The 14,815-nt window shown below is 44.6% G+C and carries 10 protein-coding genes and 1 pseudogene; 5 read left to right on the top strand and 6 right to left on the bottom strand.

Features of this window, described 5'->3' with window-relative positions:
• Positions 1-29: 29 nt before the first annotated feature.
• Both L1D60_RS07180 and L1D60_RS07175 read left to right on the top strand, forming a co-directional pair.
• Positions 30-836 (top strand): arylamine N-acetyltransferase, encoded by an 807-nt coding sequence (locus L1D60_RS07180; RefSeq protein ID WP_239840401.1) that lies wholly within the window; start codon positions 30-32, stop codon positions 834-836.
• Between the two features lie 3 nt (positions 837-839).
• Entirely contained in the window at positions 840-1,370 is a 531-nt protein-coding gene (locus L1D60_RS07175) for an NAD(P)H-dependent oxidoreductase (protein ID WP_239840400.1), read from the top strand.
• A 62-nt stretch (positions 1,371-1,432) separates the two neighbouring features.
• On the opposite strand, the gene grxB is transcribed toward L1D60_RS07175, so the two are convergent.
• The 3 genes from grxB to L1D60_RS07160 all read right to left on the bottom strand — a co-directional run bounded on the left by grxB (position 1,433) and on the right by L1D60_RS07160 (position 3,627).
• Positions 1,433-2,065 (bottom strand): glutaredoxin 2, encoded by a 633-nt coding sequence (gene grxB / locus L1D60_RS07170; protein WP_239840399.1) that lies wholly within the window; start codon positions 2,063-2,065, stop codon positions 1,433-1,435.
• A 260-nt stretch (positions 2,066-2,325) separates the two neighbouring features.
• A complete protein-coding gene (locus L1D60_RS07165) occupies positions 2,326-2,484 on the bottom strand; it encodes a hypothetical protein (RefSeq protein ID WP_239840398.1) in 159 nt (52 codons plus the stop codon).
• A 159-nt stretch (positions 2,485-2,643) separates the two neighbouring features.
• Positions 2,644-3,627, bottom strand: coding sequence for a Gfo/Idh/MocA family oxidoreductase (locus L1D60_RS07160; RefSeq protein WP_239840397.1), 984 nt, complete (start codon positions 3,625-3,627; stop codon positions 2,644-2,646).
• A gap of 202 nt (positions 3,628-3,829) precedes the next feature.
• Between L1D60_RS07160 and L1D60_RS07155 the strand changes: the two genes are divergently transcribed.
• Both L1D60_RS07155 and L1D60_RS07150 read left to right on the top strand, forming a co-directional pair.
• Positions 3,830-4,312 carry a GNAT family N-acetyltransferase gene (locus tag L1D60_RS07155; protein WP_239840396.1) on the top strand — a complete coding sequence of 161 codons (483 nt, stop codon included), beginning with the start codon at positions 3,830-3,832 and terminating at the stop codon, positions 4,310-4,312.
• Between the two features lie 119 nt (positions 4,313-4,431).
• Positions 4,432-4,851: pseudogene (locus tag L1D60_RS07150) on the top strand (L,D-transpeptidase family protein); the annotation flags it as partial.
• 59 nt (positions 4,852-4,910) lie between these two features.
• On the opposite strand, the gene L1D60_RS07145 reads toward L1D60_RS07150, so the two are convergent.
• The 3 genes from L1D60_RS07145 to L1D60_RS07135 form a co-directional block, all read right to left on the bottom strand.
• Complete coding sequence (locus tag L1D60_RS07145) at positions 4,911-5,621, bottom strand: glycerophosphodiester phosphodiesterase family protein (RefSeq protein WP_239840395.1); 711 nt, start codon at positions 5,619-5,621, stop codon at positions 4,911-4,913.
• A 192-nt stretch (positions 5,622-5,813) separates the two neighbouring features.
• Positions 5,814-6,416: a 2OG-Fe(II) oxygenase gene (locus tag L1D60_RS07140; RefSeq protein ID WP_239840394.1), complete on the bottom strand. Its 603-nt coding sequence runs from the start codon at positions 6,414-6,416 to the stop codon at positions 5,814-5,816.
• Positions 6,417-6,616: 200 nt separating this feature from the next.
• Complete coding sequence (locus tag L1D60_RS07135) at positions 6,617-8,188, bottom strand: response regulator (RefSeq protein WP_239840393.1); 1,572 nt, start codon at positions 8,186-8,188, stop codon at positions 6,617-6,619.
• Positions 8,189-8,492: 304 nt separating this feature from the next.
• Between L1D60_RS07135 and L1D60_RS07130 the strand changes: the two genes are divergently transcribed.
• Complete coding sequence (locus tag L1D60_RS07130; protein ID WP_239840392.1) at positions 8,493-14,696, top strand: transporter substrate-binding domain-containing protein; 6,204 nt, start codon at positions 8,493-8,495, stop codon at positions 14,694-14,696.
• The last annotated feature ends 119 nt before the right edge of the window (positions 14,697-14,815 follow it).

Genomic DNA, 14,815 nt, shown 5'->3' with positions numbered 1-14,815 from the left:
GTCTCTCCAACCAAATATAAAGGCATGATATGAATCCACAAATGATTGAACAGTACTTCCAACGCATTGGTTTAACTCATCAACCTGAGCTCAATGAATCGACTTTAAGACTAATCCACCATCATCAGCATCGTGCGATACCGTTTGAGAATTTGGCCATTCTAAATGGTGAGTTGATTGATATTACCCAAGAGGCAATATTTGAAAAATTAGTTGTGCACAAGCGAGGGGGTTACTGCCAGGAACTTAACGGCTTGTTGTTTAATGTTCTTTCATACCTTGGTTTTACTATTCGCCCTCTGCTGGGGCGGGTGCATTTTGGTGAGCAACCGACAGGGCATGGTCATCGTATCAACTTGGTCACCATTGGCGATCAACAGTGGATTGTAGATGGCGGCTTTGGCACTAATACGCCGCGAGCACCGTTACCACTTGTGTTTGATCGAGAGATTAAGACAGATCTTCAAACGTTTCGTTTCATTAAAGATCCACTGTTTGGAAATATGCTGCAGACGTTTGAAGAGAACAGGTGGAAAAACCTGTATAGCTTGGATATGAATCATGTGGTGTGGAACGATCTTGAGTATGGCAACCATTTTACCTCTACACACCCGAGCTCTCTGTTTACGCAGAACTGCGTTGTAGTAAGACCCACTGATGATGGTATCACTACCTTATTTAACCGAACGTTAAAGGTGCGCCAAGGCGTTGTGGAGCAAGAGTTTGAGCTAGAAAGCGAGTCGGATTTTTATCGGGCACTCAAGCAACATTTTGATCTAGAGCCTCAGGTTTCTTACCAAGCATTTATTCCATTTTTAGATAAACCAGAGGCTTAAATAATGAAAATACTAGCAATTGGCGCGACCAACAGCACTGAATCCATCAACAAACAACTGGCAACTTATGCGGCTGGCCTAGTCACAGGCGCAGAGGTAGAGACTCTAGACCTAAACGACTTTGAAATGCCGATTTACAGCCAACAGCGTGAGAAGAACCAAGGTATTCCTGAACTCGCGCATCAGTTCTTCAATAAAATCACGGGGTCAGATGCTGTCGTGCTCTCGTTTGCTGAATATAATGGGACTTACACGGCTGCGTTTAAGAACATCTTTGACTGGGTATCTCGCATTAATATGAAGGTATATCAGGGCAAGCCTGTCGTGATGTTAGCGACCTCACCCGGTGCGGGTGGAGCAAGTTCTGTTTTGGCTTCGGCTGTCGCTTCAGCGCCGTATTTTGACGCGGATGTACAAGGGCATCTATCGATACCAAGCTTTTACGATAATTTTGACGTGGTGACTGGGAAGCTAACACATGCAGAACTGGATCAAGAGTTGATGTCTATCATGAAGAAGATTGGTCAGGATTAGAACATCGACGGCAACCTAAACGCACTAAATAAAAACCGAAGCCTGATGCTTCGGTTTTTGGTTTATTCTAGAAGCCCAACGCCGAGCTCTTTGCTTTTTCGTTCCATCCAACGATCGAGTGTGGGAGGCCATTCAATGCTTGATTCAACGTAGAAACCGCGCAGCATTGAGAAGTAAACCGCTTGATCGATAAGCGGTAGGGTAGATTCGCCCTTTTCAAAATTAAGCAGTAGCTCTGCATCTTTTAGAAGTGGATTGATGAGTTGTACAAACTGAGGTGTCTGCTCAATCAGTTTGTCGAAGTTGAACTCTTCGGTTTCCTTACTCTCGCGCCAAGCCGCTTTGCTCTCTTCTGTGCGGTATTCAGGAAGATCAAGTTTCCACCAACGTGGGCGACCAATGCGTTGCGTGAGTGGGAAAGCTCTAGTTTGGAATTGAGTAACAGGATTTGCTGGTTCTCGAGGCTCATCGCTGTTCGCGAGATCCATGAAGTAACTGATGATATCTAGGCTTTCTGCCATGATAGAACCGTCGTCTTTCTCCAACACTGGAACCATCTTTTTGCCAATGAGATCAATCAAGGTCTGCGCGTCGTGGTAGTCGACCGACACCAGTTCCACAGTAAGCTCTAAAGAACGTGCGACAAAAGCGACACGAGCGCAAAATGGACAGTGATCATAGATATAAAGCTTCATGGCTTCCCCTTAAATGTATAAGCTACCAAAGCATAAGATTACGCTAATGTATCAGAACTTATATGAGACCATAAGTACTTGTATTGAAATGTAATAGAAATTTCGCAACTCGCAAAGAGCGCGCAGCTTTGGGGAGAGAGGAGTGGGTCGCAGAAACAGATAAGGCCCTGATAATTCACTCCAATGCAGAAGAGTGTATTAACCAAGGCCCTAATTCTTTGATGTTTTTAAGTGCTCGACCGCGAATTAAAAACGTCTAATTATGCTTTTTTAAGATCTTGCATAGGGTAAGTTAGCGTAAAGCCACCCTCGATCGTTGTAACGTGAACGTAGAAACCGCCAGCGCTTAGGCCTGTTACTACCATCTCACCTAGTTCAATACCTTTTGTTGCTACAACACGATCTTCGATTGAAAACATTTTAAACACCTTCAATAAATTAAAATTAACTTTGCTTTTCGAAGGCGGATTTAATCAGATGATCCAGATATCAACTAATCAGGTAATTTGTCGTCAAGACAAGTAAAGCTTATCTATAAGTAGCTCATTTATACAAATCATAGGGTTAGCAAATTGCGCTCAAATTTCATCGGCTGGGTAGTGCACACCAACCTGACGACGCATTTCTGTTATGAGCTCTGAAACGATGAGCGCACGCTGTTGCGCTTCAGATTGTGCTTCTTTATCTCCGTTAAGTACCTGAGCAAACCTATTCGCTTCATAACACATAGAGTTGTCATGCTGTGGCTGGTTTAGGTCTTCTACTTCACCATTGCGATATTGAATCTTCACATCTGTGCACTCAGCAATGTGGTCTATCAAAATAGAACCTAGCTCTCCTTGAATCTCACTGTATGCGTAAGAGTCACTGACTTTTGAGTGGGCTAAGGTCACGTCAAACTCTGGGTAGGAGAAGATCGCGCTGCCATGAGCATCGACGCCTGACTCAAGTAAGTGGGCAGATGCTTGCACGCTTTGAGGCTTACCAAATAGAGCAACAGCGGCAGCCACTGAGTAAAAGCCGATATCAATTAAGGATCCATTGGAGAAAGTTGGATTGAAGGTGTTCGGGTTTTCGCCATCTAAGTATCTTTGGTATCGAGAGGAGTACTGACAATAGCTGATGTGTGCTTTGTGGATTTTACCTATCTTATTTAGTGCCTGTTTAATGGCTTGAAAGTTAGGCAGGTATTGAGATTTGTACGCCTCGAATAGAACGACATTGTTCTCCTTCGCGACTTCAAACATCTTGGTTGCCTCGTCGATGTTTGAGGCGATCGGTTTTTCGCAAATCACATGCTTTTTGTGCTTCATTAGCGTGATCGCTTGCTGACAATGAAATGAGTTCGGTGAGGCGATGTAAACCGCTTCGATGGTTTGATCATTAGCCAGTTCATGTAGATCGGTATAGTGCTTCTCTACGCCAAACTCATCTCCGAATGCAACTGCACTCTCTAGATTTCGAGAATAAACGGCTGTTAGTTGCATAGCGTTCATCTCATGTGCAGCCTGTACAAATTTTTGAGTGATCCAATTGGTCCCAATCACAGCAAACGTAATCATATCGGTTTTCCCGTCCTTCTTGTTGGTATTTAGGGATAGTAGCATTCGCGATATATGAAAAGGGGGCTAATTGCGGAACAAATTTCTTGTAAGAAGATCCTAATATTAATTAGGCGATTTAGATTAAGTTCGACTCTTGGAAATTGTGCAGTGAGCGATGGATTTTGCTAAGGTAAAACTAATCATAAACAAGGTAGTGACTATGCGTATACGCACAGCCAAAGCGGCTGATATTCAATTCATATTAAAGCTCTCTGATCAGATCAATCGTCAGCATCATCAAGGTGCCCCCAACGTTTTTAGCTCTCCCGACAAATCGACTAACGGCTCCGAAGCCTATTGGCTAGGTTTAATGCTGGAGCCGGAAGGGCATTTTTTGGTGGCAGAAGAAAAGGATCAGATCGTGGCTTTTTTAGTTGGAAAAATCACACAGAATATAGGTGTGAGTTTTATCCAAGGCCATAAAGTGGCAAGAGTGAATACGATAGTGGTTGGGGATGATGTGCAAGGGCAAGGTCTTGGTAAAAAGATGATGCGTGCTTTCAATCAATGGTCACAAGCTAAAGGCGCGACAGAATTACGTTTAGAGGTGATGGAGTTTAACCAAGACGCGCAACGCTTTTATGAGTCGCTGGGTATGGTGACTCAATCCCGAATTATGTCTATGCCGCTTGAGGATGTATGAGCCGCTTCGTTACTCTCTTCCTATGTTGCGCCTGCTCGTTACCTGTGCTGAGCTGGGCGAAAAGCGCTGCAACAGCTGAGCCTTCAACGCGTACCAAACCACTACTCTCTCAGCTTGCTGTAACTATGGTGAAAGTCGACAAATCTTCACGGCGTATGTATCTGATGAGTGGGGATACATTAGTGCGAGAATATCGAATAGCGCTAGGTAAGCAACCTAAGGGGCACAAACGCTTTGAAGGGGATAATCGAACCCCTGAAGGTCGTTATTATCTCGATTATGTGCTTGAAGATTCGAATTTTTATCGCTCCGTTCATATCAGCTATCCCGCTCCTTCCGATCGAAAATGGGCGGAAAAGTACGACATTGAGCCTGGCGGTGACATCAAAATACACGGTTTGAAAAATGGTGAGCGTCGCTCAGCTCGTTATGTTCAGAGCTTTGACTGGACAGATGGTTGTATCGCGATCACCAACCAAGAGATGGATGAGTTTATTGATCTTGTCAGAATGGGGACTCCAATCATCATTGAGTGGTAATGATTGGAGTGTTTTCCTGCTTTTATTTTCAATGATCGCTTGTTTTATTTTAGTGGTCGTTAAACGAACCGAGTTGGGTAGTCGGTGAAAATAGCTTTAACTTGGTCGATATACTTAAAGTCTTCGCTTTGGTTAACGGTGTAGCACCAGATCTCTCGGCCAGATTGTTTGAGGTAATCAATGTCAGCTTGAGTAAGGTTGGCGTAATTCAAGTGACAGCTGAAGGCGCTGACGCTTTCTAGTGTTGTTTTATCTTGTTGATCTAATTGCTCAGTGATCATGCCTACTCGGTATTGTGGCAGATGCTTTTTGACTTCCTCAACCACCCGATGGCTAAAGCTCGAAATGAGAATACGATCGGTATCCATCGAACAGCGAATTAGTTCGTCGTGGAGCAACTCAACAACGTGAGCTGGCTGGTGGCGGGTATCGACTTTAACTTCGAGATTAACGCTTAAATTGAGTTGCTCTACCAATACCAAGAGTTCTGGGAGAGTAAGAATTTTCTCACCTTCGAACTCGGATGACTTCCACGCTCCAAAATCAAATTGTTTCAGCTCTGCCAAAGTATGCTCGTCAACGCGTCCTACCCCGTCACTGCAGCGTTCAAGTGTATGGTCGTGACATACCACCAATTGATTATCTAATGTCGGTTGAATATCGACTTCAATCCATTTCAGACCAAGTTTGGCTGCTTGTTCAATACTTGCTCTGGTGTTTTCAGGATGCGTTCCTGCAACACCGCGATGACCAACAATCATAGGAGGCATAGAGTTTCCTTATTTCAACGCACTGTTATTCATGCTTAAACTAAGTCTAAAGGATAATCCAATGAGCGTCGTTACCTTGATGCACAAATTGAGTTTGCATAGGGCGTGTTTAGCTTCATTGGATATGGATCTTGATATACAAAATAGCAAAGCCCCTCGATTGAGGAGCTTGGTTTAGATAAGTGCTAATGATTAGCGTGCAATATCGAGCTGGTTATCTTTTACACCGTTGATACGGAACCAGCCAGCGATACTAAAACGCTCAGTATTTGTTGGCAGCACTTCGTGTGGGAATTGCTCCGAGAAAAACACAAAAAGGCGCCCTGCTTTTGGAGGGATCGTTGCTACGTGGTTATCGTCTAAGTCATAAACGACAAGCTCGCCCGCATCTTGCTCAGACCATTCGTCATTCATGTAGAAGACGGTCGTTAAGCGTCTATTTTCATTACCTTTAAAGCAATCAAGATGCTTTTGATAGAAATCGCCTTGTTCATATTTTGCAAAGTGCGCTTCATACTCAAATAAGCCAAGGAAGAAAGCTTGGTTTGCCGCTAAACGGATTTGTTCCATTTTGTCCAAAAACTGCGAAGCGGGTTGCCCCATATTTCGGCTTAGCCATTGGATTTTGTCGCTGCGAATACTCGACTCGCGCGTTACTTCTTCGTTACGGCCAATCCTAGCCTTTTTCCAGTTGTCTGGAATACAGTCCCTCAACGCCACAACTTCATCGTAAGTGAGGAAGTCATCCCAAACAAAATAGCCTTGGGTAGATAACGCGTCGATCATTTGGTTCATGTAAAGCACTCGGACATATAAATAAGGGGCACTTATATAGTCCGAATAACTTGGTGCAACAAATCGGGTTGTTTGTCGTCACGATAAAACTCGGGAAATAGAAAATCGTTAAGCAGCTCGAGAGTGGGAGAAAGCCGAGCTGCAGGTCGGGATGATGTTCGTTGTATGCAGGAGTTAATGGTAAAAGAATATCAGTTTTATCAATCACTAAACTCAATCGGAAAAGTCAGAATAAGAGTCGTACCTTCTTCATAAGACGTGGTGAAATCAATGGTGCCACCCTGAGCCTCCGCAGCGAGACGAGCAGAGTAAGTCCCAATGCCTGTTCCGGTTACTTTGCCGTCTGTGACAAATTTGTCGAAGAAGGTCTTATGAATATAAGGTGGGATCTCTCCCATATTGTGGATAGTGAAGCGAACGGTTTTCTCTTCTGAATCAAGGTGGCTTGATACCTTAACGTTATTCCCTGGAGGTGAAGCTTCAACGGCATTGTTAATTAGGTTTGAAAACATGGTGTAGCTCAGTAGCGAGTCGCCCATGTATTTATGTGAAGGCGGCACATTGTAATGAATGAAGATATTACGCTTTTCACATTTCGCTTGCATGCCGTAGCAAAGCTTTTTGATTAAGGAGTGGGCATCAATGAGTTTAAGTTGAACCTTGTATTTGTCCTCTTCTAGCTTCATCAGCGTTTCTTGGCTGTTGACCATTTTCTGGATCATCATAGAAGACTCACGAATCACATCGATTTCTTCATCGCAATTTTGGGCTTTTTGTTCGAGAGCGGGCAAACTGGTGATGATCGCTGTCAACGGGTTGCAGAGATCATGCTGAAACATACGATCGATTTCATCGCGTAGGCGTGTGTTTTCAACCATGGTTTCAATCTGAATCTGCATCTCCATGCGTTGCTGCACTAGCTTCATGTGATTCTTTACACGCGCAAGCACAATCTCGGGAGTAATGAGCTTGGTAATGTAGTCAACCGCACCTAATTCTAACCCCTTGACGACATCATCGGTTTGAGAAAGTGCAGAGACAAAAATGATAGGGATGTGCTCGGTTAGTGGATTGCTTTTCAGTGCCTTACAGACGTCTAGCCCAGACATTTCCGGCATCATGATATCGAGCAGTATCAGGTCGGGTGGTGTGTCTTTGTCGCACAGCTCTATCGCTTTTTGCCCAGTTCGACACGCCTGAATCTTGTAATGTCCTTTAAGTAGTTCACCCAGTACCATTAAGTTATTCGGTTCATCATCCACCAAAAGGATGTTTTGTGGCATAGGTTTAGGGATGTTTTCAATACGACGGGTAATTTCAGTAGAGCCCGCTTTATCAACAATAAGTTGAGGTGTGGGGGCTTTAAAGGCTTTATGGACACGCTCAATCAACATACTGCGTGAAAAGGGCTTAACAAGGTAATCCGTGACCCCGTGCTTAATCGAGGTCATGACGTCATCCTGATCAATGTTGCCAGTGATCATCACAAACGGGATGTGTGCAAACTCTTCGTCACGGCGAATCGTCTTTAGCAACTCAAGCCCATTCATTTTGGGCATGTTCCAGTCTGAGAGAATCAAGTCGATACTGTAGGTTTTTAATTTAACAAGCGCTTCCCGACCATCTTTGGCGCGATGAATTCTACGAAATTTGAGTGATTCTAAGATCGTCGCCATGGTTTGTGTCATGGAGTCAAAATCGTCGACGATGAGCACGCGTTTTAACTCATACGTGGGTTCTGCCGTGGTGGGATTAAGCAATACATTGTTCATAATTGAGGTCTTCAGCATCCAGTTGAAACTTTAAAGCGGTCGATGTTCCTTATCGATTAATCTCAAATTATGCCAGTTGCGCACGGAGTGCAATAAAAAGATCGATTAAGACGCAGTCGCTTCACAATAATATATAGAATACTTGGACTATTTAGATTCTCTATAAGTTAATGGGATCGCATTTCCTTTTAGTTGATTGTTTTATAAAAACTATTTAATAGAGTATCGTATTCAAAGTTGTTAATCTGGAAGAGTTTTCAAGGACAAGAAAACGCTGAAACCCTGGTAAACAAGGATACTGTTTATGTTCAATATCACTCGATCATGGATGATCGTGCTGCTCTCTCTATTTTTTGTTCCTTTCTCTTTTATGGTGTGTTCCGCATCAGTATCTGCACAGCTAGACAATGATTTATCCGCGTCGCAGAGTCATTTATATAGTGTTGAAGAGCGTGACTGGTTATCTAAAAATCAAGTTGTAACCTTTGCTGGCGATCCTGATTTTGCTCCGGTTGAGTTTATCAATGAGCAAGGCGAGTACGTGGGAATTGTGTCCGATATGCTTGACCATATTGCGACGAAAACAGGTTTAGTCTTTGAGAGAGTAAAGACTGATTCATGGCAGCAATCGGTCGATTTGATGGAACAGGGGAAAGTCGATCTGTTGCCGTTGATCTCTTCGTACGGGCGAGATGAACAGCCAATGCTGTTTACAGAGAGCTATTTAGACTATCCCAGTGTGATTCTGGTTCGTAATGATACCAAAGGCGTAAAGAGCCTCGATGACCTCGTCGGTAAAAAAGTCGTTGTGGTTTCGGAATGGTCATCTGAAAGGGAGATAAAACAAGATTATCCAGAGATAGAGGTACTGGTAGCAGAGAGCTCGCGTGAGGCAATTGACCGCTTATTGTTTGGGCACGCTGATGCGATGATTCACTACTATCCCGTTGCCTCGTATGAACTGCTACAAAGAGGCATCGGCAGTTTACGTATTGCAGGGCGCACCTCGACCAAAGATGGCGCCATGGCAGTAAACAGTGACTTGCCGGTGTTGCATTCCATTATCCAGAAAACACTGCACGCGATGAGCAACAAAGAGAAGCAGTCAATTCAATCTAAATGGTTGCATGAGGATTTGAGCGATTCTGAGCATGATCTCGGACTGACTGTTGAGGAAAGAGAGTGGCTTGAGAAGAATCCAACCCTTCGAGTCGCGCATGACCAAGATTGGAAGCCGTTTAGTTACGTTGCGAATCAAACATCGCAAGGTTTCTCTGTTGAATACGCTAAGTTGCTTGCCCAACTTATTGGCGTTGAGGTCGAGTTTGTTTCAGGTCCTTGGAACCAAGTGTATGACTTAGCGTTACGCGGTAATGCAGATCTAATCTTAGACTTGATTAAAACTCCGGAGCGAGTAGAACACCATTTCTTGTACACGCCGCCTTACGCGCGCAACCCTAATGTGATTGTGACTAAGCAAACCTCGGATTTGACTACTTTTGAAAGCTTGAGAGGAAAGCGAGTCTCTTTTGTCCAAGGATCCTTTCTCGAAGAGGTTCTACGTGATGAAGAGCTAATCCTGTCACCTCGGGAAGACTCAACTCAAGCATTCAAGGCGCTTCAATTTGGTGAAGTTGACGCTGTACTGTCACGGATTGTGATTGCAAGACAAGTGATCAATGAGAATGCACTTTACGACCTTGAGATCAAAAACGAGCTCAACATTGGTAATCCTGAGCTCGATAACATGAATATCGGCGTACCTAAAGATCGTCAGTTGTTGCACTCGATTTTGGTTAAGGCGATGCAGCATATTGACATGGCAGATGTGAACGAGCTGCGAAAACGTATTTTGGCGACTGAAGCGCAGCAGAGTGTAGCCTTGACACCGGATGAGATTAAGTCGGTACTGGCTGATTCGACGTTGAGCGTTAAGTCCATTGGTGGGCAGCTTTCAAGTGAAGATAGCTTCGACTTGAATGAGGCGCTCCTAAATGCGATAGGCAGTAAGGTCGGCATCACATTTCAGAATCACTCTCTTCATCGTCAAGAAAACGCGCGAACCTCATCAAGTTCGCAAGTCGATGTGCTCATCGGTGAACGTGATTTCTTTGTTGAGCAATCGGGGTATGCGATTCGTAAGCCGATAATCAGTTCATACTATGCATTAGCAACGCAAACTCAAGACAAGCGCATCACCTCCCTCAGCGATCTCAATCAAGACAGTGTTATAGGGGTAGTGGGCTCGAATCAGTATATTGAAACGCTCAATCGTACCTATCCAGAGCTGTTTTTTGCCACGGTTAATGACCCTGAAAATGGGCTCAATCAGGTCGCTAACGGCGATCTTGCGGGTTTACTTGCAGATGGTATGCAGCTGGAGCATCTGCTTTCATCTAATCAGTGGCTCAACTTAGAGATACCGATTGTTACTAGCACACCCATTCATTATTTAATGGCCTTCAGTCAACACCTTGATAAAGGAGTGATATCGGCACTCAACAAAGCCCAAAGTCATCTTAGCGTCGAGCAGATAAGCGCAATCCTCAGCCAATACCAAACTCGTGAATTGACTCCGAATGAGGGACGAGTAAAACAGAATGAGATGTTCTCGGAGAACACGATAAATTCAGACCTCATCATCAAGGTGAGCGTTGGTGCGGTTTTAGTCCTCGCTGCTTTATTACTCATCCCCATTCTTTTGAACAAATACCTGTCGAATCGAGCAATTCATAATCTGTACACCAACAAAATGATGCTGGTGGCGAGTGGAGTGATTGCTTTGGTGCTGAGTTTGGTGTCACTGGCGGCATATCTCGTGATTGGCAAAGTAGAACAGCAGACGCGACATAACATTCAAATCTCGCTATCGGGCATTAGTGAAGCACTCAACACCAGTATCGACATTTGGTTAGACGGTAAAACCGCCCACATTGACTCACTCTCACGTGATCCCGCATTACTTCCGATGGTGGCAGAACTTCTGAAGGTTGAACCGAGTAAACAGGCGATTAAGTTCTCGACTGTGTTGATTGATTTGCGTGTATTTTTTGCTTCGCAACAAGCGCTGCATGGTGACCGAGGTTTCTTTATCATCTCACCTGAGCGTATCAACATTGGATCAATGAGAGACAGTAATCTCGGTGAGATTAATGTGATTCAGCAACAACGACCAGAACTGCTAGACAGAGTGTTTCTAGGCGAGACCGTGCTGATCACACCGATTGATTCAGACATTCGTTCAGCGCATCAAGATCAGCCGCAGAATCGCGATGCGACCATGTTTATCGCAGCCCCTATCACCAATCAAACGGGTGAAGTGATTGCAGCTATGACGCTACGTTACGATCCTACGCATGAGTTTAGTCAGATATTCTCTTCCGGACGAGTAGGGCAGAGTGGTGAGTCTTATGCGTTCGATGAAGAGGGTTACTTCCTAACAACCAGTCGTTTTGAACCAGCATTGCGAGCACAAGGTGTTCTTAATAACAATGCCAATGCGATCCTAAATCTGCAAATGGTGACGCCAGAGCAAAAGATCGTGACAAATGGCACTAAACCTCGCCTCTTTGCCGATGACGACAACTACACCAAAGCTTTCCTTGGCGCACTCCGTGATACTAAAGGCAGCAGTGGTATTGGCTACCTAGATTATCGTGGCGTGCCTGTGCTCGGAAGTTGGGTATGGAGAGAGGGTGAGCAGTTTGGTTTTGTTACTGAGATAGATGAGCAAGAGGCATTAAAGGGCTACATTTCGACGCGAAACCTGATCGTTTCACTGCTCGCTTTTACCGTGTTTTTGACCGTTGGTTTAACAGGGCTTTCTTTGTGGTTGGGGCGTCGGACACAAGCAATTTTACTTGAGTCTAACGAGCAGTTGGAACGCAGCGTACGTGAGCGCACACTTCGCCTAACGAGCATCATCGATAACGCGACGGGTACCTCTATCTATTTGAAAGATATGGATGGGCGCTATCAATTGGTGAATAAGCACTTTGAGTCGATCACGGGGTTGGATACGAGTGATATTCTGGATAATCGAGACAGTGATATCTTTGATGCGGAACGTGCTGATGCCATTAAGCAAGTCGATAAACAAGTGTTATTAAGCGGCGTATCTCAAGAGTATGAAGATAGCTTGATAGACAGACACGGAGTCGAACATCACTTCTTAACCAAGAAAATTCCGCTGTTAGAAGAAGATGGCACCATGATTGGTATGTTCGGCTTTTCGACTGACGTGACGGAACTAAAATCGATTCAAAATGATCTTGAGCTAGCGAAAACAGTCGCCGAAGAAGCGACGCGATCAAAGAGTGATTTCCTTGCCAATATGAGCCACGAAATCCGCACTCCGATGAATGCGATCATTGGTATGAGCTACCTAGCTTTACAAACGGATCTAGACCGTAAACAGAGTGATTATCTCAACAAGATCCTGACTGCATCGAACTCACTGCTTGGTGTTATTAATGACATTCTCGACTTTTCCAAAATTGAAGCGGGTAAGTTGGATCTCGAAGTGATTCCTTTTGCGCTCGCCAATGTTATGGATAACCTGTCGAATATTGTGAGTGTGAAATCCCAAGAGAAGAACCTTGAGCTATTGATTGCTATTGATCCTGACATTCCAACTATGCTGCTCGGGGATCCACTGCGTATCGGTCAGGTGCTGCTGAATCTAACCAACAACGCGGTGAAGTTTACTCATGAAGGTGAGGTTGTGGTTAAGGTCGAGAAAATCGCTCAGTCGCAAAGCAGTGTAGACCTTCGATTTAGCGTTCAAGACTCGGGGATTGGCATGACTACTGAACAAATGTCTCGACTGTTTTCGGCGTTTACTCAAGCGGATAGCTCAACAACGCGACAGTTTGGAGGTACTGGGCTTGGCCTGACTATCTCTAAAAACTTAGTCGAGCTGATGGATGGTGAGATTGGTTGCGATAGCGAGCACGGTGTTGGCAGTACTTTCTTTTTCGATCTCACTCTGGATATCGACCACAACGCTTCAATGAAGCAGCCCAAGCTCTCTAGCGACTATCAAGGATTACGAACCTTAGTGGTTGATGATTCGGCCGAGTCGAGAGACATTTTAACTAACATGACTCAATCGATGGGCTTAGAATCCGATGCTGTCGACTCGGGGATGCAAGCCTTATTAAAGCTTACAGAAGCCGATTCTATGAATCAGCCATATGATCTGATTCTTATGGATTACAAAATGCCACACATGAATGGCTTGGACACCTTGGAATCTGTGCGCAAGTTGTCACTTAAAGTGTCGCCAAAAGTGGTGATGGTAACGGCGTATGGAGGCGATGAAGTACGAGACCAAGCAATGCAGAAAGGTGTTGATGGCTTTTTGGTGAAACCTATCTCTTCTTCCTCTCTATTTGATGCTATCTCTCAATCATTCGATAACGAGAGCATAGCAGCGAACACGATGCTGACTCATCAGCCGCTCAGCGATATCGCGTTAGAGCAGGGCATTAAAGGGGCGCATATTCTGTTGGTTGAAGATAATGAAGTTAATCAACAAGTGGCCGTTGAGCTATTAGAGCTGGCCCAGTGTGAAGTGACTGTTGCCTCCGATGGCCAGCAAGCCGTGTCTTTAGTGTCTAAACATCAGTACGATGCAGTGCTCATGGATATTCAGATGCCAGTCATGGACGGATTTGAAGCGACTCAGTTGATTCGACAACAGCTTGGGTTTACAGAGCTACCTATCATAGCCATGACGGCTAACGCATTAGCCAGCGACAAAGAAGCGTGTGTTGAAGCTGGTATGAATGATCACGTGGCAAAACCGATTGACCCAGAGCGACTGTTTAAAGTGCTGAATGAGTGGGTATCACACAATCTAAGCATCACTGAAACAGAATCTCTTATGCCAGATGACACTCGACTTCCTGAGCTTCAAGGTTTTGATGTTATGGGAGCGGTGGCTCGATTTGGTGGACGTATAGCGTCCTATGACAAGGCGCTATCGAATGTGTCGAGTACCTTACCGGAGTCACTGTCCGTGATTGAAAACGCGCTTGAGCAAGGTGATCACAAGCAGGCCTTGTTAACGACTCATACTGTGAAGGGCGTTGCTGGCAATATTGGTTGTGATGGCGTTTACCAAGCCAGTCGGGCACTTGAAGATGTACTGCGTGCCGATGATAAAGAGCAATACCATGGGTTGTTTGAAAGCCTTAATCAGGCTGCGCAACAAGCTTTGCTAACGATTAGTGATTATCTGTCATTGCGAGGTGAATCAGACTCTGTGGCGACTGCTATGGATGTGGAGCAGATCCAACCATTGATGGAGCAGTTAGTGGCTCAAATCGAAGAGTACGACTTTGCGGCTGTCGAAACATGTGAAGCATTAGTTGCTGCCTTTAACCACTCGGAGTTGTCGAGCGTGTTAGAAAAACTGGAAAATGCTATTTCAAACTATGATTTTGACGAGGCAGCACTTCATATCAAGGTGTTGCTTGATTCACTAACAGAACCGGCGAGTTAATACCAAACATTGATTGCAGATACCTAATATGCAGTTGTTTTGAGATCTCGTTTATTGTTGATTCTGGGTGTTCTTGCTGACTAATTTAACAAAATGATCACATTTGAGAGCGACTTTGC

It is taken from the genome of Vibrio sp. Isolate30 (assembly GCF_022397975.1).
Classification (GTDB): domain Bacteria; phylum Pseudomonadota; class Gammaproteobacteria; order Enterobacterales; family Vibrionaceae; genus Vibrio; species Vibrio fortis.
This window is presented reverse-complemented; position numbering and strand designations above follow the sequence as displayed.